Source organism: Arthrobacter sp. ISL-85 (assembly GCF_018613675.1).
Classification (GTDB): Bacteria; Actinomycetota; Actinomycetes; order Actinomycetales; family Micrococcaceae; genus Arthrobacter.
In genome coordinates, this window is sequence record NZ_JAGGPQ010000001.1 from 104266 (window position 1) to 126486 (window position 22221).

Annotated in this window: 20 protein-coding genes and 1 pseudogene; 9 read left to right on the forward strand and 12 right to left on the reverse strand. The window is 66.5% G+C overall.

What is annotated here, in order from left to right:
• Positions 1-14: 14 nt before the first annotated feature.
• The 7 genes from J7I84_RS00530 to J7I84_RS00560 form a co-directional block, all read right to left on the reverse strand.
• Entirely contained in the window at positions 15-1142 is a 1128-nt protein-coding gene (locus J7I84_RS00530; RefSeq protein WP_214939138.1) for a Gfo/Idh/MocA family protein, read from the reverse strand.
• The gene (locus J7I84_RS00535) at positions 1139-1891 is read right to left on the reverse strand and encodes a sugar phosphate isomerase/epimerase (RefSeq protein WP_214939140.1); all 753 of its coding nucleotides are present in this window, start codon (positions 1889-1891) and stop codon (positions 1139-1141) included. The genes J7I84_RS00530 and J7I84_RS00535 overlap by 4 nt, the downstream gene beginning before the upstream one ends.
• 54 nt (positions 1892-1945) lie before the next feature.
• Positions 1946-2836 carry a carbohydrate ABC transporter permease gene (locus tag J7I84_RS00540; RefSeq protein ID WP_214939143.1) on the reverse strand — a complete coding sequence of 297 codons (891 nt, stop codon included), beginning with the start codon at positions 2834-2836 and terminating at the stop codon, positions 1946-1948.
• Positions 2836-3798 (reverse strand): carbohydrate ABC transporter permease, encoded by a 963-nt coding sequence (locus tag J7I84_RS00545; protein WP_214939146.1) that lies wholly within the window; start codon positions 3796-3798, stop codon positions 2836-2838. The genes J7I84_RS00540 and J7I84_RS00545 overlap by 1 nt, the downstream gene beginning before the upstream one ends.
• Positions 3799-3810: 12 nt before the next feature.
• Positions 3811-5139 carry an ABC transporter substrate-binding protein gene (locus J7I84_RS00550; RefSeq protein ID WP_214939149.1) on the reverse strand — a complete coding sequence of 443 codons (1329 nt, stop codon included), beginning with the start codon at positions 5137-5139 and terminating at the stop codon, positions 3811-3813.
• Positions 5140-5267: 128 nt separating this feature from the next.
• A complete protein-coding gene (locus tag J7I84_RS00555) occupies positions 5268-6089 on the reverse strand; it encodes a hypothetical protein (protein ID WP_214939152.1) in 822 nt (273 codons plus the stop codon).
• Entirely contained in the window at positions 6086-7183 is a 1098-nt protein-coding gene (locus J7I84_RS00560) for a Gfo/Idh/MocA family protein (RefSeq protein ID WP_251045849.1), read from the reverse strand. Before J7I84_RS00560 ends, J7I84_RS00555 begins: the two co-directional genes overlap by 4 nt.
• Positions 7184-7372: 189 nt before the next feature.
• Here J7I84_RS00560 and J7I84_RS00565 point away from each other — a divergent pair, with 189 nt between their 5' ends.
• Positions 7373-8590, forward strand: a complete 1218-nt coding sequence (locus J7I84_RS00565; protein WP_214939155.1) for an ROK family transcriptional regulator — start codon at positions 7373-7375, stop codon at positions 8588-8590.
• A 36-nt stretch (positions 8591-8626) separates the two neighbouring features.
• Here J7I84_RS00565 and treS read toward each other — a convergent pair whose 3' ends face one another.
• On the reverse strand, positions 8627-10915 hold the full coding sequence (gene treS, locus J7I84_RS00570; protein ID WP_214939158.1) for a maltose alpha-D-glucosyltransferase: 2289 nt from the start codon (positions 10913-10915) through the stop codon (positions 8627-8629).
• A gap of 277 nt (positions 10916-11192) precedes the next feature.
• On the opposite strand from treS, the gene J7I84_RS00575 reads away from it, so the two are divergent.
• Positions 11193-12077 carry a GAF domain-containing protein gene (locus tag J7I84_RS00575; protein ID WP_214939161.1) on the forward strand — a complete coding sequence of 295 codons (885 nt, stop codon included), beginning with the start codon at positions 11193-11195 and terminating at the stop codon, positions 12075-12077.
• Complete coding sequence (locus tag J7I84_RS00580) at positions 12074-12982, forward strand: SGNH/GDSL hydrolase family protein (RefSeq protein ID WP_214939164.1); 909 nt, start codon at positions 12074-12076, stop codon at positions 12980-12982. Before J7I84_RS00575 ends, J7I84_RS00580 begins: the two co-directional genes overlap by 4 nt.
• A gap of 11 nt (positions 12983-12993) precedes the next feature.
• Here J7I84_RS00580 and J7I84_RS00585 read toward each other — a convergent pair whose 3' ends face one another.
• Positions 12994-14346 (reverse strand): uracil-xanthine permease family protein, encoded by a 1353-nt coding sequence (locus J7I84_RS00585; protein ID WP_214939167.1) that lies wholly within the window; start codon positions 14344-14346, stop codon positions 12994-12996.
• A 198-nt stretch (positions 14347-14544) separates the two neighbouring features.
• Between J7I84_RS00585 and J7I84_RS00590 the strand changes: the two genes are divergently transcribed.
• Together J7I84_RS00590 and J7I84_RS00595 are read left to right on the forward strand one after the other, a co-directional pair.
• On the forward strand, positions 14545-15150 hold the full coding sequence (locus tag J7I84_RS00590; RefSeq protein ID WP_214939170.1) for a malonic semialdehyde reductase: 606 nt from the start codon (positions 14545-14547) through the stop codon (positions 15148-15150).
• A 219-nt stretch (positions 15151-15369) separates the two neighbouring features.
• Positions 15370-15867, forward strand: coding sequence for a 2'-5' RNA ligase family protein (locus tag J7I84_RS00595; RefSeq protein WP_214939314.1), 498 nt, complete (start codon positions 15370-15372; stop codon positions 15865-15867).
• Here J7I84_RS00595 and pgm read toward each other — a convergent pair.
• The gene (pgm, locus tag J7I84_RS00600; RefSeq protein ID WP_214939173.1) at positions 15864-17516 is read right to left on the reverse strand and encodes a phosphoglucomutase (alpha-D-glucose-1,6-bisphosphate-dependent); all 1653 of its coding nucleotides are present in this window, start codon (positions 17514-17516) and stop codon (positions 15864-15866) included. The two genes, J7I84_RS00595 and pgm, sit on opposite strands and share 4 nt — an antisense overlap.
• Before the next feature lie 240 nt (positions 17517-17756).
• Here pgm and J7I84_RS00605 point away from each other — a divergent pair, with 240 nt between their 5' ends.
• Positions 17757-18677, forward strand: coding sequence for a nuclease-related domain-containing protein (locus J7I84_RS00605; protein WP_214939176.1), 921 nt, complete (start codon positions 17757-17759; stop codon positions 18675-18677).
• Here J7I84_RS00605 and J7I84_RS00610 read toward each other — a convergent pair.
• Positions 18637-19563: a LysR family transcriptional regulator ArgP gene (locus J7I84_RS00610; RefSeq protein ID WP_214939179.1), complete on the reverse strand. Its 927-nt coding sequence runs from the start codon at positions 19561-19563 to the stop codon at positions 18637-18639. The two genes, J7I84_RS00605 and J7I84_RS00610, sit on opposite strands and share 41 nt — an antisense overlap.
• Positions 19564-19633: 70 nt before the next feature.
• On the opposite strand from J7I84_RS00610, the gene J7I84_RS00615 reads away from it, so the two are divergent.
• A complete protein-coding gene (locus tag J7I84_RS00615; protein ID WP_251045851.1) occupies positions 19634-20230 on the forward strand; it encodes a LysE/ArgO family amino acid transporter in 597 nt (198 codons plus the stop codon).
• Between the two features lie 34 nt (positions 20231-20264).
• The gene (locus J7I84_RS00620) at positions 20265-20789 is read left to right on the forward strand and encodes a DUF4190 domain-containing protein (RefSeq protein WP_214939182.1); all 525 of its coding nucleotides are present in this window, start codon (positions 20265-20267) and stop codon (positions 20787-20789) included.
• A gap of 216 nt (positions 20790-21005) precedes the next feature.
• On the opposite strand, the gene J7I84_RS00625 is transcribed toward J7I84_RS00620, so the two are convergent.
• Entirely contained in the window at positions 21006-21704 is a 699-nt protein-coding gene (locus J7I84_RS00625; protein ID WP_214939185.1) for a FadR/GntR family transcriptional regulator, read from the reverse strand.
• Between the two features lie 133 nt (positions 21705-21837).
• Between J7I84_RS00625 and J7I84_RS00630 the strand changes: the two are divergent.
• Positions 21838-22212: pseudogene (locus tag J7I84_RS00630) on the forward strand (hypothetical protein); the annotation flags it as partial.
• Positions 22213-22221: the final 9 nt, after the last annotated feature.

A 22221-nucleotide genomic window follows, 5' to 3' on the forward strand; every position in this document is an offset into this window, starting at 1 on the left:
GATTACTTGCTGGACTATACGGTGGCAGTTTCCGGTGCCCAGTCCTCGGGGAGGGCGGGGGATGCCGGGGCCGAACTTTCAACGTTCACGAACGTGCCCGAATCGACGGACTCCGAGATGGAGACCATCGTGTCCAGCACGTGGTAGGCCAGTTCGCCGGTGGCCCGGTGGGTTGTTCCGGCGCGGAGGGAGCGTGCCATGTCCAGGACACCCATGCCGCGGCCGTTGGCGGGCCCCGTGGCTGGAACGGTGGTCCAGTCCTCGTCGCCGGCGCGCCAGAGCTTGATGTCGCCGGTGAAGTAGTTGGGGTCCGGCAGCGAGATGGTGGCTTCGGTGCCGGTGATTTCCACGAATCCCATCCGGGTCCGGGGGGACTCGAAGGAGAAGACACTGTGCGAGGAGGCGCCGGATTCGAACTGCGCCATCGCTGAAACATGGGTGGGCACCTCGACGGTGAACTCCTGGCCCGCCTTGGGTCCGGAACCGATGACGCGCACGTCCTTGGCCTTGGAGCCGACGGCGGCCACCTTGCGGATGGAGCCGAAGGCCTGGACCAGGGTGGTGAGGTAGTACGGGCCCATGTCGAACAGCGGGCCGGCGCCGTGCTGGAAGAGGAACGCGGGGTTGGGATGCCAGGATTCGGGGCCCGGTGTTTGGAACGTGGTCATCGCGGTCAGCGGAGTCCCGATGTCCCCGCGCTGGATCAGGCGCAGGGCGGTCTGGATTCCGGCGCCAAGGAAGGTGTCCGGGGCGCAGCCCAGGCGGATGCCGGCGGCATCGGCGGTTTTGAGCAGGCCCAGCCCGGATTCGCGGTCCAGGGAGAACGGCTTTTCCGTCCAGACGTGCTTGCCGGCGTTCACGGCGGCCGTGGCCACCTCCACGTGCGCGGCAGGAATGGTGAGGTTGACGATGATCTCGACGTCGGGGTGGTTCAGGGCCTTGTCCACCCCGCCCCACTCGGCGATGCCGTACTCCTTGGCGCGGGCCTCGGCAGCTTCCTCGAACAGGTCCGCGATGACGTGGACCTTCAGGTCCGGGAACGCCGTCAGATTGTCCAGGTACTGCTTGCTGATCACGCCGGCGCCGATGACGCCGACGCCCACCGGGCCGCTGCGGGACGGCTTGGTTACGGGGGTGTTCACGCGTTGGCTCCTTCGGCTGCGGTGTTGCTGTTCAGGTAGGCGAGGGACTGGGCGATGCCCTCGAAGATGTCGCCGGCATAGTCGTCAAACTCCACCACGCCCACTTCCAGGGACTTGGCAGCTGCGATGACGTCCATTACCGGGACCTTGCCTTGGCCTGCCGGCTGCTGGGCCTTGTTGTCCTTGTTCAGGGGGCCGTCCTTGATGTGGATGAACTTCACCCGGTCACCCAGGCGTTCCAGGAGTTCCACCGGGTCCTGGCCACCCACGGCCGCCCAGTAGGTGTCCACTTCCAAGGCCAGTTCGGGGTCCAGCAGGGACTCGAAGTACTCCAGGGCGGTGCGGCCCTCAATGGTGGACTCCAGTTCCCAGGCGTGGTTGTGGTAGCCGACGCGGATGCCGTACTCCGCACCCTTCCTGGCCGCCGCATTGAGCTTGGCGGCGGTGGCCTGGATATCTTCGGCCTTCTGCCAGTGCTCGGCGGGCAGGAACGGATCGATCACCGTGCTGATGCCCAGTTCCTTGGCCGCGGCGAAGATCTCGTCCTGGTCCTGGCTCATCAGGGGAGCGTGGCCGGACGGTGCGGTGAGGCCGTTCTCCTTCAGTGCGGCGCCAAGTTCCTTGGCCGTGGCCACGAAGTTGTACGGCTCCACCTGGGTGTAGCCGATCTCTGCCACCTTCTTGATGGTCCCCGGGAGGTCCTCGGAGATGGCGTTGCGGAGGGTGTAAAGCTGCAGTGAATAGGACATTGGTTTCCTTAGCGGTTCTGTAACGGTCAAGGGGGATTCGGTCAGCGGATTGGGTCAGCGGCCGGCCAGCGAGCCGCCGATGCCGCCCACGCTGAAATATTTGTTGAGGGTGGCGAAGACGATGACGGGCGGGAGCATCATGACCACGGCCAGGGCCATCACGGAGGTCCAGTCCGTGGCGTTCTGCTGGAAGAAGGACTGCACGCCCATGGGGAGCGTGAAGATCTCGTTGGAACGAAGGAACACGATGGCTACCAGGTAGTCGTTCCAGGCCAGCAGGAAGGCGAAAATCGCTGTCGAGAGGACGCCGGGCAGGGAGTTCCGCAGGACCACCTTGGTAAAGGACCCGAAGACGGAGCAGCCGTCGATCCAGGATGCTTCCTCAAGGCTGATGGGGATGGAGTCGAAATACGCCGCCATCATCCAGGTGGCCACCGTCATGGTGGACCCCACGTAGATGATGGTCAGGCCCAGGAGGTTGTCCACCAGGCCCATGCCGGCGAACAGGATGAACAGCGGCACCACCGAGGTGATGATGGGCAGGGACTGCATGACGAACAGCAGCAGCGAGTACCCGGAAACCGCCTTGCTGCGGCCTCGGGAGAGGACGTAGCCGGCCGGGGCTGCCACAGCCACGGAGACCACCACGGTGGAAAGGGTGGTGACCAGGCTGTTCTTCAGCCAGGTGGCGGCCAGGGTTTTGGAAAAGACGTTGCCCAGGTTCTCGAAAGTCAGGCCGCTGGCCGTGCTGTTGGGCCCCGGAGTGAAGGCCAGCAGTACGGTGACCATGATGGGTACCAGGACGATCGCGGTGATGATGAGGATCGCGGCGAACCGCCACCAGCGTCCGCGCATGCCGGCTTCGGACAGGACCTTGCGCCTTATGCCGCCGTCGATGCCGAGAGCGGGGCCTGATTCGGGATGGGCGTGGAGGACTGCGCTCATTATTCGACGCTCGACTTTCGGATCTGGCGGTACAGGATGACCGAGATGACCACCAGGGTCATGGTCATGAGGAAGGCGATGGCCACGCCGGGGCCGGTGGCGAAGTCCTGGAATACGGTCCGGTAGGCCAGGACCACCAGGGAGGTGGTGGCGTTGACCGGGCCACCGCCGGTGAGCAGGTAGATGGTGGGGAAGTCGTTGACGCAGAAGATGGTCATCAGGATCCAGCTGATGTAGGTGGAGCGGGCAATCAGCGGCAGGGTGATCTGGGTGAACTGCTGCCAGGGGCTGGCGCCGTCCATGCTGGCTGCCTCATAGACGGTGGTGTCCACTGAGGCCAGGGCGGCCGAGATCATCATCATCATGAACGGGAAGCTGACCCAGACTTTGAAGACCATCACCGTAATGGACGCCAGGGTGGGGTCCGCCAGGAAGAGCGGGGTGCCAAGGCCCAGGTTCCGGAACAGCGACGGGATCAGGCTGTCGGGGGTGGCCACCAGCCAGTTCCATGCGGTGGAGGACACCACGATGGGCACTACCCACGGCAGGAGGAGGAGGACCTTGAAGGTGCCGCCGGCCGGGATCTTGGTGCGCAGGAGCAGGGCCAGGCCCAGGCCTACCAACCAGGATCCGAAAACGCCCACAATGGTGAACCACAGGGTGAACTGTGCTGCCTTCCAGAACGCCGGCGACGTCAGGACGGTGGCAAAGTTCTGCGCGCCCACGAAGTTGCCGGTCTGGAGCAGGTCACCGTCATGCGTCGCCTGGATGGCGGCGTAGACCAGCGGGTAGCCGTGGATCAGGACGAGCAGGACCACGGAAGGAAACAGGAGCCAGAAGAACGTCCTGGTGGCCTGGGCGGAGAGCTTGCTCTTGCGCTTGCCGGGGAGGGCACCGGACCCGCCGGGGGCAACCCCGCGGCGGGCCCGGGCCAGGCCGGACTGGGTGGTGGTGCTGGACATGGCCGGTCCGTTCTACTTCTTCAGGACGGACTCGAGGCCGGACTGGAAGGTCTGCAGTGCCGTCTTGGCATCGGTCTTCCCGGTGATGATGCTCTGGCTGAACTGGTTCAATGCCTGGCCGCCGTCAAGGGCTGCGAGGTTGGCGTTCAGCGTGCTGCCCTGGGCGGCGAAGGTCTTGGCGATGGGCTGCCAGTCCTTGACGATCTTGACGTTGTTGGGGTCGTCGGCGAACTCCGGGATCTCGGTGATCGACTTGAAGACCGGCAGGGCGGACATGAGCTTCTTCTGCCACAGCTGCTTGAGCTGGCCCAGGTAGTACACCAGGAACTCCTCGGATGCTTCCTGGGACGGGGTGTTGGTGTACATCATGATGTTGTTCGGGAACACGATGGTGGCCTTGTCGCCGTGCGGGCCCTTGATGGGATCAGCCACCAGCAGGTCGCCCGAGGTGTCTCCAACACGCTGCGGGACGTTCACCTGGAACAGGCCGTAGCCCGCCTTCCCGTCCTTCCACTGCGCCGACATGTTGTCCGTGGTGTAGCTGACCGCGGCCGGATCCACGATGCCGTTGGACACGAGTTCCAGGACGAACTCCATGGCCTCGACGTTGCGGTCGTTCATGAGGTCCAGCTGGCCGTCCTTGTTCCAGACACCGCCGCCATTGTTGACCATCATCATGATCATGGAGTGGTTGGCGTAGTTGTTGCCTGCGCCTGCACCGGTGGTGAAACCAAAGGCGCCCACCTTCTTCAGCGCCTTGCCCGCCTCGAGGAGGGACGGCCAGTCCGTGGGCAGGGCAACGTTCGCCTTCTCGAACAGGGACTTGCGGTACCAGAAGACGCGCATGTCCAGCTGCCACGGGACCGCCACGTAGCCCTTATCCGACTTGAACGGGTCCAGCACGCCGGGCAGGAAGTCGTTGAACTGGCCATTGGCCTTCAGCTTCTCGATCACCTTGTCCGCGTAGGCAATCTGGCCCTGCTGCTCGAACTGGAACGCCTGGAAGCCGCCGCCTGTGGAAACTGCCGGGCCTGTCTTGGAGGCGATCGCTGAGGAGAAGGTCTGGTAGAAGTTGTTCCACTGGATGATCTGGTAGGAAGCCTTGGCGCCGTTGGCGCCGGAGAACCCTTCCGCAACGCTCTTGGCGGCGTCGTTGTAGGCCGGTGTTGCCCACGGCATGTCCCAGAACTTGATGGTCCCGCCGGCTCCACCTCCGCCGCCTCCCTGTGACGCCGAGCCGCCGCCGCAGGCCGCGAGGAGGGGCGCCGCTGCAGCTGCAGCCGTCAGGCCCAGGAAACCGCGCCGGGAGAAGGAGCGGCGCTGTTCGGAAGTTGCATTCATGGTGATGTGTCCTTTCGGGACCGTCTTGCGCAGCGCGCCGTTGGTGCGGTCCTGCTCATCGTTGAGAGTGGAGGTGGGACTGGACTGTGCTGTTGGACTGCTTGTTCGGTTGCGTATCGGTGGGCTGGTTATGTGGCGGCGAGGGTTGCGTAGAGGTCGGTCAGCCGGGCGAACCCGGCCAGGTCGTCCGGCTGGGTGCCGGCGCCAAGGTGATCCTTCAGGCGCCGCCACGCACACCGGTGGGCGGATTCGTAGAGGGTGGGCAGGAGAAGTTCGCCGTGGGCCCCGGTGACCCGGACTTCGGCCGGCCAGGCAGCGTCCGGGTCGGGCACCTGGACGGCCACCCCGCCGTCGGCCGTGTAGAGGCGGATGTCGACGCCGGCAGGCCTGGCGGTGGTGAGTACGCCCTGGGCGGTGAACGGGGCGCCGTTGGCGAGCCTGCCGGTGGCTGTATAGCCGGTGGCGCCGCTGCGGAGGACGCTGACACCGTGGAGCTGTCCGCTGACGGCCAGCACGGCGGCGAGGTGGCGGGCCAGAAGCCGCTGGGGGTCTGTGCCGGGGCTGGCGGTGGCAACGCTGTCCATCAGCGACGACGTGCCCAGGGCGCTGCGGACGGCGTCGCGGGCATCGGGATCGCCGCTTTCGCCAACGAGTGCAGGGTTGGAGGCCCAGTGGAGATCGAGGACGACGACGGCTTGGGCGGCCTCGGCGGCTGCCGCCAGTTGCGTGGTCGTCTCCGGGACGGGATCCACCACCAGGATGCCGCGTGAACCTGTTTCGACGGCCCGTGCCGCTTCCGTAGTCCAGCCTGCTTCGCCCGCGATGACGGCGACGTCGGCCTCCCGGCCCTCCGCTGCGGGGCCAAACGTTGCGGGCAGCGAAGCTACCGCCAGCGCCACCGCGCCTGCTTCCTCGGCCTGCGGCGTTGCTGTCACTGTGTACGCGCTCATGCGGTGGCTCCTGCCTTTTCCGTGTCGGCGAGGTGTCCTGCGGCAACGTTCTGCACGGTGGCCTCCGAGATGGCCAGGGCAAAAGTGAGGTCGTCGATCAGGGCTTGGGCGGAGGGCGCCCGGCGGCCTCCGCTGGCCAGTTCCGCCAGTTCGCGCCACTCGCCCTCGTAGCCGTTGTGCCCGTACGGGCCAAAGGTAGTGGTCTCGCCGCCGCGGGAGAAGGTGGCCACGGCGGAGCCGGCCTGGACGTAGGAGGGCGTGAAGTCGATGCGGAGCGCGGAATCATCGCCAATGGCCTCGAAGGTCCATTCGGGCTTCCACGTGCTGTTCATGACGGCACGCAGTTCGATGACACGGGTGGGGGTCCGGAGCGAGACGGCGTAACCGAACGGGCGGACATGCCGCGCCTGGAGTACTTCAACCGCGCCGAAGTCCGGAGTGAAGCGGCGCACCAGGGGCAGGTCGTGGATGGCCAGGCCCATGATCCCGCCCTGCATCATGGCCTTGATGACCTCGATGTCCGAGTAATCGGGCTTGGCCGGGGCAGGGCGGGTGATGATCTCGGTGGCGAAGTCTTCGAAGCGGGCGTTCGGCGGGAGGACGATGGAGGAGCGGATGGTGTGGACCTGCTCCGGAAGGTCGCCCCAGTGTTGTTCCGCCGCGAGCCAGCCGGGGTCGAACGTGTGCATGGCTCCGACCAGGATCGGCACCCCCGTCGCGGCACTGGCATCCGCGATCCGTGCCGCCTCTTCACCGTTCATCGCAAAGGGCTTTTCGCAGAGGACCGCCTTCTTGCCGGCCCTGCACGCAGCGATGACCTGGTCCGCGTGGAACTGGTGGGGACTGCAAACAGCCACGATGTCCACTGCGGGATCAGCCAGCAGGGCCTCCAGGCTGGTGCTGGATGCGGAACCAACACGCGAGGCCACTGAAGAAGCCACGGCCGGGTCCACGTCCATGATGTGCCGCACCTCCAGGATGTCCCGGAGGCGGGCCAGTGCCGGAAGGTGGATGGCCTGGGTGACGGGTCCGGCGCCGAGGATGCCGACGCCAAGGGGCCGGACTGCTGGCGCTGCGATGTGGGACAAGTTCAATTACCTCTTTGTAAACGGACTTTGAAGTACCGGAAGGATCACTACGGTGGATGGTTGCCATCCGGTCCGCGGATGTGCCCCGAATCACAAGGTAGAACTACTTTTGACGTGCGTCAAGCAAAAGTTGTTTGTTGCGCGTCGTTCTTCTGCCGTGATGACAGCGGTAAGTAACAGTGTTATGACTTAGACATGACTCAAGCCACGGGTAAGCAGGCCCTAAAGGACGCTGACGTCGGCAGCCTGTCGCGGGCAGGGGACCTCTTCCAGCTGCTGCGGGACGGAAGAGCACGCACCCGCGCCGAGCTGGCCCTGAGTACAGGACTGGCCCGCTCCACCGTGGCCTCAAGGATCGACGCCCTCATGCTGTCCGGCCTGGTAGGTCCGGCAGGGGAGGCGCTCTCCAGCGGCGGCAGGCCGCCGTCGCGCTTTGCCTTCAACCCGTCCGCCCGCCTGGTGCTGGCCGCTGATGTGGGAGCCACGCACGTCATCGTCGCGGTCACAGACCTCGGCGGGAAAATCCTCGCTGAACACCGGCTGGAGCAGCAGGTGGCCGCCGGGCCGGAGGCGGTGCTGGACCAAGTGGTGGCGCAGGGCAGGGAGCTCCTGGCCGCGGCGGGCCGGAGCGTAGCCGAACTGGCCGGGATCGGCATCGGACTGCCGGGTCCCGTGGAACATGACACCGGCAAGCCCGTCAAGCCGCCCATCATGCCCGGCTGGGACGGGTTCGACGTGGTCAGCTACGTCCAGCGGTCCCTGCCTGTGCACGTCCTGGTGGACAACGACGTGAACATCATGGCGTTGGGGGAGCAGTCCGCCCACTGGCCCGAGCACAACAACTTTTTCTTCGTGAAAGTGGCCACCGGCATCGGTTCCGGCATCATCAGCAATGGGGAACTGCAGCGCGGCGCCAACGGCACGGCAGGAGACCTTGGACATGTCCAGGTGGCGCGGGGCGCGGATGTCCTGTGTGCCTGTGGCAACTATGGGTGCCTTGAAGCGCTCGCGTCCGGTCCCGCCGTCGTGCGTTTCCTCCGTGACCAGGGACTGGAGGTGGCCAAGGGCGCCGACGTGCTCCGGCTCGCCGCCGACGGCAACCTGCAGGCCATCCAGGCGCTCCGCCAGGCCGGGCGGGACATCGGTGAGGTGCTGGCCACCGTGGTCAACCTGCTCAACCCGTCGGTGATTGTGGTGGGCGGCAGCTTCGGCGAGACCGGGGAACACGTGGTGGCAGGCATCCGTGAGGTGGTGTACCGGCGCTCGCCGCCCCTGGCCACCTCGCACCTGCGCATCAACATCTCGCGGGCGGGCGCCCAGGCTGGCGTTCTCGGAGCAAGCCAACTGGTCACCCAGTACGTCCTTTCACCGGCCATTATCGAGGCCACGCTCGCAGGCGCCATCGCCGGGTAGCGCCGCAGGATTCGCGGCGCTGCCCGGCGCCCGGCTTTAGGCTTCGGCCTCCGGCTCCGGCTCCGTCAGAAGCAGCGCGGTCCCGCCATAAGCGGGCAGTTCCAGGAAGAAGCTGTGCAGGTCGTCCACCTGCCCCACGGTCTCCCCGCTGAACAGGTCCTGGACGTTGGCGCCGGACGGCAGCTCGTTGGACTGGATGCTGCCGGCAATGTCCTGGCCGGAGAAGTTCAGGGCCGTCACCTGCAGGGCGCCGTCCTTCAGGCGGTTCACCAGCACCAGCGCGCCGCGGTTGGAAACGTCCGGAACGTCCAGCAGGGTCCCGGTGGCGATTCCGTTGTCCTCGCGCACCGCAAGGATCCGCTGCAGCCTGCGCGCGAACGAGTCCGGGTCCTTCAACTGCTCAGGCAGCGGCCCGTACAGGCTGCGGGCCCGGGGCATCCCGGCCGAGGACGTGGTGGCGTCCGGGCTGGTGCCCATGAGGTCGTGGGCGCCACGGTTGATCCAGCGCGTGTCCCCCTGCGAGGTGAGTTCCCGCACCCTGCTGCGGTCCAGGGCCAGGATGCCGGTGAGGTCCCAGCCGGAAAGGGCGAAGACGCCGGGCTGCAGCGCGTTGTACATCGCCAGGAGCAGGTGGACATCCCGGATCTGGGCTTCCTGCTCCGGTGTGACGGCGTCCGGGTCCGCGATTCCCAGGGCGGCCATGATGAAGCTGACCGAGGTGCAGGCAATGCCGTTGGTGGTGAAGACGGCGTTGTACGGTGCCTTTTCGCCCGTGAGCCGGTCCCGCAGGGTCTGCTGCACATTTTCAGCCAGCTGCGCGCCGGTGAGTTCCTCGCCGTTGAGTTCGAACATCTCGTCCCGGTGCCCGGCAGCGAAGTGCAGCAGCTCGTAGGTGAGTTCGTCATGGTTCTGCAGGGCGTGCACCAGCGAGGCCTGGTCAACCCCGATTTCCATGGAGAGGCGGAGGGTCAGCCGCAGGAACTCGGTATCTGCCGTGACCAGGGCGTAGTGGTAGGCCGGCCGGGTGATGAAGTCGTAGGAAAGGTCCGGGCCGGACTCCGAGGTTGCCTTGATGTCGTCAATGGTCAGGTTCAGCTCCTGGAAGGAGAACCCGCCCACCTTGCGGATCATGGAACCGATGAGCTGGTTGGCGGCCTCGGACAGCGGATGCCCTTCGGACCAGCCGGGCTGTTCCTCGGCGCTCTTTTCCACGCCCAGGAAGCCGTTGGCGTCCAGGCGCAGAGCACCGGTGCCAAGGTCCACGAGAGAGTGCAGGGCATCGCCCACCACCAGCCGCATTCCCGCGAAGGTGGGGTCCAGCCAGTTGATGGAGGGCTGGCCGGCTTTGAAGTAATGCAGGTAGACCCAGCGGCGGGTCTTGCCGGTGGTGTCCACGATGGGCCGGGTGACGCTCCAGTTGGTTTCCTTCACGCCGGGCTCGTAGAAGATGACCCGCTGCAGCCGGCCGATGATGTAGCCGGCCTTCTGCAGCGCCTGCTCGGCGTCGGGGCTGAGGTTGACCGAGTCGGCGCCCTCGGGGACGTCCGGGAGCAGGTTCCAGTCCTCCTCCGGGATATCGATCATGTGGTAGATCCCGGGGTAGTCCCGGAAGTTCATCTCAGCCAGCCGGAAGTCGGCTCCCTTGCCGGTGTGGCCGGGGACGATGTCATCGATCACCGTGCCATCGTGCTCAGCGGCCACCTCACACATGCGGCGGAATTCGTCCTCCGTTCCGAAGACGGGATCGATCGCCATGCTGATGCGGTCAAAGTGGCCGTCCACGCTTGGCGTGTGGGACCAGCCGCTGATGCCCCCGGCGAGCTTCACGGGCCCGGTATGGATCCCGCGGATTCCGATGTCGCGGAAAGCCTTCCACATTTCGGGGTCGCCCAGGGCGGAAAGGAACGACTGGCCGGTGGGGGTGATAAAGGACAGCGGGTAAGCGGTGAACCATACGGAGGCGCGTTCGACGGCGGCGCGCGGGTTGGGATGCGCATAAGAGTTCTGCCACATGCTGGCCTGGCCGGACAGCTGCCGCGCCAGCGTATTCGCATCTCCGAGCATGGCCTGGTTGCGCAGCCACTCCACATACGCTGCGTTCCGCCCGTCGAATTCGAAGGACGGCCGGCTGCCGACGAACTGCCGCCGGCGCGCGATGGGCCGCAGCGCCTTGGGCCGGGCAGCGAAGAACTGCTCGTCAAAAGTGACCTCCAGCTCCGGTGACGGCTCCGCAGTTCCCTCTTCCACTTCCGCTTCCACTTCCGCATTGCCCGCGGCCGCTGCATCCGCTTCTGAAGTACGCTCGCTTGTGCCCGGCTCCCGCATAAGCTCCTCTTTCCATTGCTCGTTCCCGTGCTGGCATGGATGCTCCAAGACCCCTTGCCCAAGGTCAGTTACCCCAGCCGGCAGGGAGTATTCGGTGTTCCCTCTCCCGATGCTACTGCGCAGCGGAGCCCGCGGAAGGGACACCGGCGCGCCGCCCCTCCGTTAGCCGCAGAATCCCCCTTTGTTTTGCCGGTATCCCCCATCAACGCGTCAAGGGGTCGTATTCTAAGAGCACGGGTTTTGCAGTGGGCCGGAGCGCTGATAGCAGGGCTGGAGCATGGCCGCTGAACCCAAGGGGCAGGTTGGCTGGGGACCGCTTCCAGTAACCCCCGAGCCGGTCTTCGACAGCAAGGACGTCGAAGACTACCTCTGGGAAGTCACCCGCGACTTCATGACGGGCATCAAAGGTGAGCGCCGCAGCATCAGCTGGGCGGCCACCCTCTTTCGCCTGGGCAAGGCACGCACCCTTGCGGCCAGCACGGAGCAGGCACGCGAGGCCGACCGGGAGCAGTGCTCCTTTGCCGACGGGCCCGTCATGGAAGCCGTGCGCACCGGGGAATTCGTTCTGCTCCCGGACTTGGGCCGGGACCGCCGCTGGCCCGGATATTCCAGCGCCGCCGCCGTCCACGGCGTGCAGTCCCTGCTTTCTGTCCCCATCCTTACCGAAGGCGGGACCAGCGCTGCCATCAACCTCTACGCACCGACCCCGCACGCCTTCACCAGTGACGACCTGGTGCGCAGCCAAAGCTACGCCCGCCAGGTGGCGCGCGCCCTACGCGTCGTGGTCCGGGTGGCTGAACGTGCGGAAACGACGGCTGGTCTCGCCGTCGTCCAAAGTTCCCTGGTCCTGGTGGACCTCGCGGTGCGCAGCCTCATGAACGAATACGGGCTTACCCGGGAGGGCGCGCTGCGGTTCCTGCAGACCCAGGCGCTGCACCACGAACTGGACCTCCGGGACGCGGCACTGAATGTCGTGGCCCCAAGCGGCATGAACCGCGGGGCCGGGCAGCCTTCGGGGCTGCGGCAGGAAACGTACGACGGCGTGGCGGAGCTTCCGCGGCCGTCGGCGGCGGGGCGGGACTTTCCAACCGGAACGTCGCCCCGGAAGGATGCTGCGCCGGGGAAGGAACCCCCGGCCGCCGCGGAAGGGAGGACGGCATGACCATCGAGAAACAGGAGCTGCGCTCCGTCGCGGACGCACCGGGCAGGCACCCCTGGCACCGGTTCGTTGCCCTGGGGGACTCCTACACCGAAGGAATTGGCGACCCCGAGCCGAACAGCCTGGGCGGCCTCCGGGGCTGGGCCGACCGGGTGGCAGAGGAACTCGCCGACAGCCAGCCGGACTTCGCCTACGCCAACCTGGCCATCCGCGGCATGCTGCTGAAGCAGATCCTCGACGTCCAGCTGGCGCCGGCGCTGGCGCTGAAACCGGACCTGATCGCGATGTCCGGCGGCGGCAACGACATCGTGTTCCGCCACGGCGACCCGGACAAGCTGGCGGAAAAGATTGACGGGGCCGTCGGCATCCTGTCAGCCACCGGCGCCACTGTCCTGCTGTACGCAGGGCCGGACTGGGGCGACACACCGGTCTTTGGCAAGATCCGTGGGCGGGTTGCGATCTATAACGAGCACCTGCACAGGATCGGGGCGCGGCACCACGCCATCATGGTGGACCTGTGGTGCCTGCCTGAGCTACAGCACGCGGTGATGTGGGACCCGGACCGGCTGCACCTTTCCCCGCTGGGCCATCACTCCGTGGCCGTCGCCACCCTCAACGCCCTTGGGGTGGAGCACGCGCTCAAGCCGTCCCAGCCGCGGCCGCTTCCGGCCCACGGGTGGACGCAGGCGCGGGCCGAGGACCTGGTCTGGGCACGGCAGTACTTTGTGCCGTGGGTCCTGAAGCGGCTGCTTCCCCACCACGCCGACGACGAACTGGCGGCCAAGCGGCCCCAGCCCGGGCCGGTGTTTGGCCTTGGCCGTCCGGGGCCATTCCCGCCGGGCCACCCCATTGTGGGCGTAAACCCCAACATCGCCGGAGGCCCCGCGCCGGAGGGGGAGGCAGCGTAGCGGTCAGTGCCTCAGCGCTTCCTGGGGCCCCGCTTCGATGCTGCGTTCAGGGCCGACTTGACCGCCGGCGGCAGCCCGCCCTGCTCGGTTTCGGGTTCCGCGACCGTTCCCCGCGCCTTCGCTATGGCCTTCATGCCGTGGTAGATCACCAGCGCGGCAGCTGAACCCAGGGCGATGCCGGTGAACTTCAGGTCCCCGATGGTCCAGGTGTAGTCCGCGATGCCGATGATCAGGGCCACGGCAGCAGTGGTCAGATTGACCGGGTTGGAGAAGTTCACTTTGTTCTGCACCCAGATCTTCACACCGAGGATGCCGATCATGCCGTACAGCATGGTGGCCGCGCCGCCCAGCACGCCCGCCGGGACGGTGGCGATGAGTTCGCCGAACTTCGGTGAGAAGCTGAGCACGATGGCGAACATGCCCGCAACCCAGTAGGCCGCCGTCGAGTACACCTTGGTGGCAGCCATGACGCCAATGTTCTCCGCGTAGGTGGTGGTGCCGGAGCCGCCGCCGAAACCGGCCAGGACGGTGGCGGCACCGTCAGCCAGCAGCGCGCGTCCGGAGACGCCGTCGAGGTTCTGCCCTGTCATGGCCGCAACCGACTTCACATGGCCGATGTTCTCCGCCACCAGCACCAGCACCACCGGGACAAACAGGCCCAGGACGCCGATGTGGAATTCGGGGGTCTGGAAGTGCGGCAGGCCCACCCAGGCTGCGGCGTCCATCTTGTCGTACTTCACCTCGCCGCGGAGCATGGCCACCAGGTATCCCACCACCACGCCCACCAGGATGCTGAGCCGGCCCACGATGCCGCGGAACAGGACGCTGACCAGGATGATGGTGACCAGCGTGACCAGGGCGGTGATGGGTGCGGCGTCGAAGTTCTGCTTTGCGGCGGGGGCCAGGTTCAGGCCGATCAGCGCCACGATGGCACCGGTGACGATGGGTGGCATCAGCCGGTTGATCCAGCCGGCGCCAAACTTCTGCACCACCGCACCCACCAGGGCCAGGGTGGTCCCGGCGAGGACCACGCCGCCCAGGGCGCCGGGGATCCCGAACTGTGCCTGTGAGGCGGTGATGGGAGCGATGAACGCAAAGCTCGAGCCAAGGTAGCTGGGTACCCGGCCCTTGGTGAGCACCAGGAACAGCAGCGTGCCGATCCCCGAGAAGAACAGCGTGGTGGCCGGCGGCATCCCGGTGATGATGGGTACCAGGAAGGTTGCGCCGAACATGGCCACCACGTGCTGCATGCCCACGCCAATGGTCAGGGGCCACGCCAACCGCTCATCAGGGGCCACCACTTGGCCCGGCTTGATGGTTTTGCCGGTGCCGTGCAGCTTCCATTTGATTCCGAGCATGCTCATGGGAAGGAATGCCTTTCAGGGGGTGCCGCGAGGGGGCGAAGATCAACTTGGTCAAGAATACCGCCAAGTTTTTACACCGCCCGCTGTGCTCAAGGTCACCCGGCGTCACGGGAAGAGGAGGAGAGCACTTGAAGTTGCAACTATGGAAAGCAACAGAGGCCACCGCTGCAGGCGGGCGGCGCAGCGAAAGGTAAGCCAATGACCATTGCCCACGAAGAAGCGGTTATCGATCCGGCAGCCGTGGACGCGATCTTCGCCCAGGCCCGCACTGCCAACTCCTTCACCGGGGAGGTGACCGAGGAGCAGGCCCAGGCCATCTATGAGCTCACCAAGTTCGGCCCCACCGCCTTCAACTCCCAGCCGCTGCGCGTCACCTACGTTCGCTCCGACGAGGCACGCGCCACCCTTGTGGACGCCCTGTCCCGCGGCAACCAGGCCAAAACAGCGTCTGCTCCGCTCGTGGCCATCCTCAGCTACGACACCGACTGGGCCGGCAAATGGGATAACTTCCTTCCCGGCTACAACGCCCCAAAGGCCATGTTCGACGCCGACCCGGCCCTTGCCGCCGCCACGGGCAACAACAACGCCCACCTGCAGGCCGGCTACTTCATCCTGGCAGTCCGCTCCCTCGGTTTCGCCGCCGGCCCCATGACCGGCGCCAACTTCGACGCGATCGACGCCGCCTTCTTCCCGGCAGGCGACCAGAAGAGCTTCTTGGTGGTCAACATCGGCCAGCCCGGCGAGGAAGCCTGGGGCGAGGCCAAGCCCAAGTTTTCCTACGGCGAGGCCGTCCGCACCGTCTAACCCCCGCTCACGTTTGACGGTCTTTCATCAAACGCCCGCTCACGTTTGACGTTCTTTCTCTAAACGCCCGCTCACGTTTGACGTTCATTCTCTAAACGACCGCTCACCCTGGTGAGCGGGCGTTTGAGTTTTAGGCGTCAAATGTGAGCGGGCGTTTTGAATTTGGCTGCGAAAGATGAGCGGGCGTCTGATGACGGGTGGCAGACTGGGGCCATGCCGATGCGGAACCTGATATTCGTGGCGTTCTTGGAGCCGGTTGCCGACGGCCAGGTTTTCCTGCGGACGGAGTGGCCGCTGCACATCACGCTGGTGAGGTTCGACGCCGGCAGGCAAGACAGTGCGGACGTCACCGAACGCATCGCCGGGCTCGCTGACGCGCCGGCGGCCGCGGCGCTGGGAGCCGCGCTGACGGTAGGGGAGGACGCCGCCTTCGGCCGCAACGGTTCAGTGCCGGTCAACCTCATCCAGCCCCAGCCGGACCTTCAGGCCCTGCACGGGCAGTTGGTTGCCGCCGTCGACGCCCTGGGTGGCAGGATCCTTACGCCCGCCCACACCCTTGCCGGGTACCGCCCCCACGTCTCACATCACGGTGACAAACGCCTCCACCCGGGCGACGCCGTCGTGCTTGACCGCGTCGCCCTGGTGGACATGGCTCCCGACGGCGACCACACCATCCGGCGCGTCCTCCGGCTCTGGAGCCGCGAAGGTGAAAGCTAGGCGATGACGCTGTCCACCAGCGCCTTGGCCTCGGCCTGCACCTGCTTCAGGTGCTCCTCGCCCTTGAAGGACTCGGCGTAGATCTTGTACACGTCCTCGGTGCCGGAGGGGCGCGCGGCGAACCACGCGTTTTCGGTGACCACCTTCAGGCCGCCGATGGGCGCGCCGTTGCCCGGCGCCTCGGTGAGCTTGGCGGTGATCTCCTCGCCGGCCAGCGATGTGGCAGTGACGTCCGCGGCAGAGAGCTTGCCCAGCTTCGCCTTCTGCTCGCGCGTGGCGGCGGCGTCGATCCGTGCATAGACCGGGGCGCCGAACTGGTCCGTCAGGCCCTTGTACAGCTGGGACGGGGACTTGCCCGTGACCGCGGTGATCTCGGACGCCAGCAGGGCCAGCAGGATGCCGTCCTTATCAGTGGTCCACACGCTGCCGTCCAGCTTATTGAAAGATGCGCCCGCGGATTCCTCGCCGCCGAACGCACCTTCGCCGGAGAGCAGGCCGGGGACGAACCACTTGAAGCCAACGGGAACCTCAACGAGCTTGCGGCCCAGGCTCTGCGCCACGCGGTCGATGATGGAGGAGGACACCAGGGTCTTGCCCACCACGGAGGACGGGTTCCAGCCGCTGCGGTTGCGGTAGAGGTAGTCGATGGCGACTGCCAGGTAGTGGTTGGGGTTCATCAGGCCGCCGTCCGGGGTGACGATGCCATGCCGGTCGGCGTCGGCGTCGTTGCCGGTGGCCACGTCGAAGGTGGCTCCGCCGGTGGACATGCGCTGGATCAGCGATGCCATGGCCGACGGCGACGAGCAGTCCATGCGGATCTTCTCGTCCCAGTCCAGCGTCATGAAGGCCCACTGCGGGTCCACGGTGGGGTTCACCACGGTGAGGTCCAGGTGGTGGCGCTCGGCGATCTCACCCCAGTAGTCCACGGAGGCGCCGCCCATTGGGTCGGCACCGATCCGGACGCCGGCGTCGCGGATGGCGTCCAGGTTCAGGACGGACGGAAGATCGTCCACGTAGCTGGAGAGGAAATCGAACTTGCCGGTGGTGTCCGCGGCCTGGGCATCCGCCAGCGGGATCCGCTTCACGCCGCGCAGGCCGTTTTCCAGCAGCTCATTGGCGCGGTTGGCGATCCAGCCCGTGGCGTCCGAGTCAGCGGGGCCGCCGTGCGGGGGGTTGTACTTGAAGCCGCCGTCGGCCGGCGGGTTGTGGCTCGGCGTCACCACGATGCCGTCCGCCTGGGGTGCCCCCGGCGCCGCCTTCCGGTTGTAGGTGAGGATGGCGTGGCTCAGTGCAGGGGTGGGGGTGTAGCCGTGCCGGGCGTCGACCAGGACCTGGACGCCGTTGGCGGCGAGCACCTCAAGGGCGGAGTTCTGCGCGGGTTCGCTCAGCGCGTGGGTGTCCTTGGCCAGGAACAGCGGGCCGGTAACGCCCTGCGCAGCCCGGTATTCAACGATGGCCTGGGTGATGGCCACGATGTGCTGCTCATTGAAGGACGCCTTGAGGCTGGAGCCCCTGTGCCCGGATGTCCCGAACACGACGCGCTGGCCGGGGTCCCCCAGGTCCGGTGCGATGTCGTAATACGCGTCAAGGAGCGCAGTGATGTCAACAAGGTCCTGGGGTTGGGCAACTGTACCCGCGCGGCTAGCCATGGCTCCAGCATGCCAGAACCTGGCAGGAGTCAAAACGACCCGCCCAAAATCCGGACGCTGTGACCTGCCGTGACGCTGCCAACCAAGTAGCCCACCTGAGTACACGGCCGCGAAAGTACCTATATACCGCCCCTTCCGCCCCTGCTAATTTCAAGGAAATTCCACGAAAACAAACCGAAAGGAACGGACGACGGCGGCCCGCCGCCGTCGTCCTGTCCGGCAAGGAAACGGGGACGTCCAATGGGGGCAGGAGACGGGGCAGCGGAGCAGTCAAGGCTTGCTGCCGAGCGCGTGGCAAGGCTGAAGCGCCGGCTGGACGAGGTCGAACATTCCACCAAGGCGTGGGATGCCGGAGCGGTGGGGGAGCGGTTGGTGGCTGACAAGCTCAGCGAGCTGGTTCCCCGCGGCTGGTACGTGCTCCACGATGTCCACTGGCCGGGCAGGCCGAAGGCTAACCTGGACCACGTCCTGGTGGGCCCGGGCGGCGTGGTGGTGGTGAATTCGAAGAACTGGACCGGCGAAGTTCGGGTGGCTTCCGGTGTGTTGTGGCAGGGCCGTTACGCGCGGACCCAGGCGGTGGAAGGTGCCCTGGCCCAGTGTGCTGCTGTTTCCTCGGTGCTGGCTCCGCCGCACCGCAGGCTGGTGCGTCCGCTCATCTGCATGGCCGCGCAGCCGGACCTTTTCGGGATAACAGACTCGGACGTCGCCGTCGCGGGCTCCGAGCGGGTGGTCGGGGCCATCGAAGCGCTGCCGGCAGTGCTCGAACAGCAGGCAGTGGTGGGACTGTACGAGCAGCTGGGCCGGCAACTCACGCATGAGCAGGAACCCGGCATCACGGCCCTGCGCAACGTGCGCCCGGGAACCGTGGTGCGCCCGGCGGGAGCCCTGCCTCCGGCCGGTCCCGCGGCTACCCCGGGAGGCAAAACCGGATCCGCCGAAGATGCAGCCAGGTCCCGCAGTGCATCCCGGCACCCCGCCGGCCGTGCCCTGCCGCCACGGGACATCCAGGCGGGGCAGCATACGGCTGCACCGGCCGGCCATTGGCGCCACGGCCGGAGCACCAAGGCACAGCCACACGGCGGCACCAGCGGAGGCAAGCTGGCGCTGCTGGCCGCCTTCGTTATTTTTGCCGTCTATATCCTGCCCTACTTGGCCCGCTAGCCTCCCGCCCGTCCCCGGACCGCAGCTGGTCCACGGCGGCCGCGCGGACGGCAGCTGAGAACCGGTTGAGCCGGTCTGAATCGAGCGCCCAGGCCTGCCAGTACAGGGCCACGTCCTGGTGGGCATCCTCCTCCAGCCGGACCAGCGTGCCGCCGGCCAGCTCACCGCTGAGCTGAAGCTCCGGAATCATTCCCCAGCCCAGTCCGGCTCTGACTGCCGCGAGGAATCCCTGGGAAGAGGGCACGGTGTGCGTGGCCGGAAGCTCCGGCACCCGCTTGGCAGTGAGAACGTCCTGCTGAAGGGTGTCCTTCGTATTGAATTTCAGGACCGGCATTGCTGCCCAGTCCACGCCGCCCGGCCCGGAGAAGCGCCGGCGCAGCCCTGGAGTGGCCACCGGAATGTAGCGCATGGACCCGAGCAACTCCACGCGGCATCCGCTCACCGGGACGGGGTCGGAGGTCACTGCGCCCATCACGGCTCCGTCGCGGAGAAGCTGGCTGCTGTAGCCCTGGTCCTCAATGTGCAGGTCGAGGGCGGAATCCTCCCAGCCGGCGGCCTGGTGCAGAACGGGGGTAAACCAGGTGGCCAGCGAATCCGCGTTAACGGCCACGGGCAGGTGGGCCCGCGAGCTCGATCCGGTTCCCAGTGCTGCCGCAGTCTCAGCGTCCAGCACCTGCACCTGGCGGGCCATCCGCAGCAGCAGCGCGCCGGCGTCGGTGGCGGTGCAGGGCAGCCGGCGGCGCACCAGGACCTGGCCCACGGACGTTTCCAGCGCCTTGATGCGCTGGCTCACCGCTGAGGGCGTGATCCGGAGCAGGTCGGCCGCCGCCTCAAACGTTCCTTCATCGATGACTGCGACGAGGGCTTTCAGGTGCTCAAGGTTCATGAAGGTATTCTAATGAAGGCCAAGAATCCTTTATTTGTCTACAGGCACCTCGCGATCCTATGGTCATGGCATGTGGACCGCGGGAATAACGGGAATGCTGACCGGGCTGGCGCTGATCGTGGCGATCGGCGCCCAGAATGCCTTTGTGCTGCGCCAGGGCATCCGCCGGGAACACATCGGGGTGGTGGTGGCTGTCTGCATGGCCGGCGATGCCCTGCTGATCGTGGCCGGAACCGCGGGGATCGGAGCGCTGGTCACCCAATTCCCTGGCGTGCTGGAAGTGCTGCGCTGGGCCGGTGCCGCCTACCTGCTGTGGTTCGCGGTGCGGTCCTTCCTGGCAGCGGTGAAACCTTCAGCGCTGGAGGAGCAGGCATCCAGGTCCAGGAACTCGGTCATCGCAACCACGGCGGCACTGACCTTCCTCAACCCCCACGTCTACCTTGACACCGTGGTGCTGCTGGGCAGCCTTGCCAACCAGCAAGGTCCCGGCCTGCGTTGGACTTTTGCCGGCGGGGCGGTGACCGGAAGCGTCCTGTGGTTCTCTGCGCTGGGCTATGGGGCGAGGACGCTGGCAGGAGTGCTCACCAGCCCCCGAACCTGGCGTTGGATTGACGCCTCCATCGGCGTGCTGATGGTAATTTTGGCCATCCGCCTGGTCCTGCACTGAAGTAGGCTGTAGCCAGATTCGCAGGGGAGAAACCATGAGCAACCAGCCATCCCAGGGGCCCGATTACCAGCGTCCCGAAAACCAGCAAAGCGGTTCGCCCTGGCCCGGGTACCAGCCGCCGGCCCAGTTCGGGCAAGGAGCCGCATACGGCCGGCCCCAATACGGGCAGTCGCCGTACGCCCAAGCCCAGTACAACCAGCCGCAGTACGACCGAGCCCAGTACCACCAGCCGCAGTACGGCCAGCCCCAGTACAACCCAGGCCAGTATTTCGGCCAGCCGTCCTACTACGGCGGAACTGTGGAACCGAAGACCCTGAGCATCGCCAGCATGGTCTGCGGCATCGCCTCGGTCATCATGGGCTGGCTGTTGCTCCCCCAGTTCGCCGCCATCATCACCGGCCACCTGGCCCTCCGGCGTGAGCCCTCCGGTAAAGGGATGTCCATTACCGGCCTGGTGCTGGGCTACCTCTGCCTGCTGGGGTATGGGGCCATTTGGCTGCTGTTCATCATCGGGCTGGCTGTCGCCGGCACCGCCGGGTCGAATACCGGCACCTTCTAGCCCCGCTGACCCGGGACATGACGCGACGGCAGCCCTGCACTTGCTGGAACGCGCCACCTGCGCCCGGGCCGCCGTCGTGTTTACCGAAACAGCGCGTCTTACCCTTCATGCCAGCGGCAGCACATTTCGGGTGCCGGCAACACCGCCACGCGGCTGCTGCTGTCCGGGAAGCCAGACAGTCCGGTGTGGCCCGGTGACTCGAAGTGTATGCGGCTCCTAGCGGAGCAGTTCCACGTCCGAGACAAGCTCGATATGCGCCAGCATGGCCTTCGCGGCTGCTTTCGCGTCCTGCGCGCGGATGGCAGCGGCGATCTTGCGGTGCGAGGCCAGGGACTGCTCCGGCCGGCCGGGCTGGCCCAGCGATTCCATCCGCGTTTCCAGGATCATCTCGGCAATGAACGCCATCAGCTGCGCCAGTACAGCTGAATGGGCTGCGGCGGTGATGGCCTGGTGGAACAGCTCGTCGCCATGGCTGCCGCGGTCGCCGTCGTTGATCTCCTTCGCCATGATGTTAAGGGCGTTGTCGATGGCGGCCAGGTCCTGATCCGTCCGGCGTTCCGCGGCAAGGGATGCAAGCTTCACTTCCAGGGTGCTGCGGGCTTCGACGATTTCCGGCAGCCGGCTCTGGTGTTCGCGCAGGCCCTTGATTACCGAGGCCACGCTGGGCCGCCGCGCCAGGACGGCGCCGGTGCCATGCTGCACATCGATCACGCCAAGCACCTCCAGCGCCACCAGGGCCTGGGCCAGGGTGGCACGGGAAACACCCAGCCGCTCGGCAAGATCGCGTTCCGCAGGCAGGAGGTCCCCGGGGCGGAGCTGGGCGGACTCGATGTAGGCAAGGATCTGCTCCACCAGCTGTTCATAGAGCCGAGGCCGCGAGACCCGCTCCAAGCCCTGACGTGCTGTCTTCTCCACAAAGCCCTCCCTTGGACGTACCGGACCAGAATACCTGCTTCGTCTATTGACAGATAGACTTACTGTCTAAGAGGCTAGTCCAGTGAGCCAGTAACTCACGTCACACTCTCGCTCCCCCAACGGAGGACCAACGATGTCCGCTCCTGTTTTATCCATCATCATCCTCGCGGCGATGTTCCTGCTCGCCACCGTCCTGCCCCTCAACATGGGCGCACTCGCCTTCGTGGGTGCCTTCCTGCTCGGCGCCGTGGTGCTGGGCATGTCCACGAACGAGATCCTTGCCAACTTCCCCGGCGGCCTCTTCCTGACAATCGTCGGCGTCACTTACCTGTTCGCCATAGCGCAGAACAACGGCACCATCGACCTCCTGGTCCGCGGCGCGGTCAAGCTGGTGGGCAGCCGGGTCGCCCTCATCCCCTGGGTCATGTTCGCCATCACCGCCGTGATCACTGCCGTGGGCGCACTGTCTCCCGCCGCCGGCGGATCCTCGGCTACAGCGGCATCGTCATCGTGGCGG

What these genes read in the sequence shown, in the direction of transcription:
- J7I84_RS00595 (WP_214939314.1), top strand. Translation starts at nt 15,370, where the DNA reads ATGCGGAACCTGATATTCGTGGCGTTCTTGGAGCCGGTTGCCGACGGC.
- pgm (WP_214939173.1), bottom strand. Translation starts at nt 17,516, where the DNA reads ATGGCTAGCCGCGCGGGTACAGTTGCCCAACCCCAGGACCTTGTTGAC.
- J7I84_RS00620 (WP_214939182.1), top strand. Translation starts at nt 20,265, where the DNA reads ATGAGCAACCAGCCATCCCAGGGGCCCGATTACCAGCGTCCCGAAAAC.
- J7I84_RS00540 (WP_214939143.1), bottom strand. Translation starts at nt 2,836, where the DNA reads ATGAGCGCAGTCCTCCACGCCCATCCCGAATCAGGCCCCGCTCTCGGC.
- J7I84_RS00615 (WP_251045851.1), top strand. Translation starts at nt 19,634, where the DNA reads ATGTGGACCGCGGGAATAACGGGAATGCTGACCGGGCTGGCGCTGATC.
- J7I84_RS00535 (WP_214939140.1), bottom strand. Translation starts at nt 1,891, where the DNA reads ATGTCCTATTCACTGCAGCTTTACACCCTCCGCAACGCCATCTCCGAG.
- J7I84_RS00585 (WP_214939167.1), bottom strand. Translation starts at nt 14,346, where the DNA reads ATGAGCATGCTCGGAATCAAATGGAAGCTGCACGGCACCGGCAAAACC.
- J7I84_RS00555 (WP_214939152.1), bottom strand. Translation starts at nt 6,089, where the DNA reads ATGAGCGCGTACACAGTGACAGCAACGCCGCAGGCCGAGGAAGCAGGC.
- J7I84_RS00545 (WP_214939146.1), bottom strand. Translation starts at nt 3,798, where the DNA reads ATGTCCAGCACCACCACCCAGTCCGGCCTGGCCCGGGCCCGCCGCGGG.
- J7I84_RS00610 (WP_214939179.1), bottom strand. Translation starts at nt 19,563, where the DNA reads ATGAACCTTGAGCACCTGAAAGCCCTCGTCGCAGTCATCGATGAAGGA.
- J7I84_RS00605 (WP_214939176.1), top strand. Translation starts at nt 17,757, where the DNA reads ATGGGGGCAGGAGACGGGGCAGCGGAGCAGTCAAGGCTTGCTGCCGAG.
- J7I84_RS00580 (WP_214939164.1), top strand. Translation starts at nt 12,074, where the DNA reads ATGACCATCGAGAAACAGGAGCTGCGCTCCGTCGCGGACGCACCGGGC.
- J7I84_RS00565 (WP_214939155.1), top strand. Translation starts at nt 7,373, where the DNA reads ATGACTCAAGCCACGGGTAAGCAGGCCCTAAAGGACGCTGACGTCGGC.
- J7I84_RS00590 (WP_214939170.1), top strand. Translation starts at nt 14,545, where the DNA reads ATGACCATTGCCCACGAAGAAGCGGTTATCGATCCGGCAGCCGTGGAC.
- treS (WP_214939158.1), bottom strand. Translation starts at nt 10,915, where the DNA reads ATGCGGGAGCCGGGCACAAGCGAGCGTACTTCAGAAGCGGATGCAGCG.
- J7I84_RS00550 (WP_214939149.1), bottom strand. Translation starts at nt 5,139, where the DNA reads ATGAATGCAACTTCCGAACAGCGCCGCTCCTTCTCCCGGCGCGGTTTC.
- J7I84_RS00575 (WP_214939161.1), top strand. Translation starts at nt 11,193, where the DNA reads ATGGCCGCTGAACCCAAGGGGCAGGTTGGCTGGGGACCGCTTCCAGTA.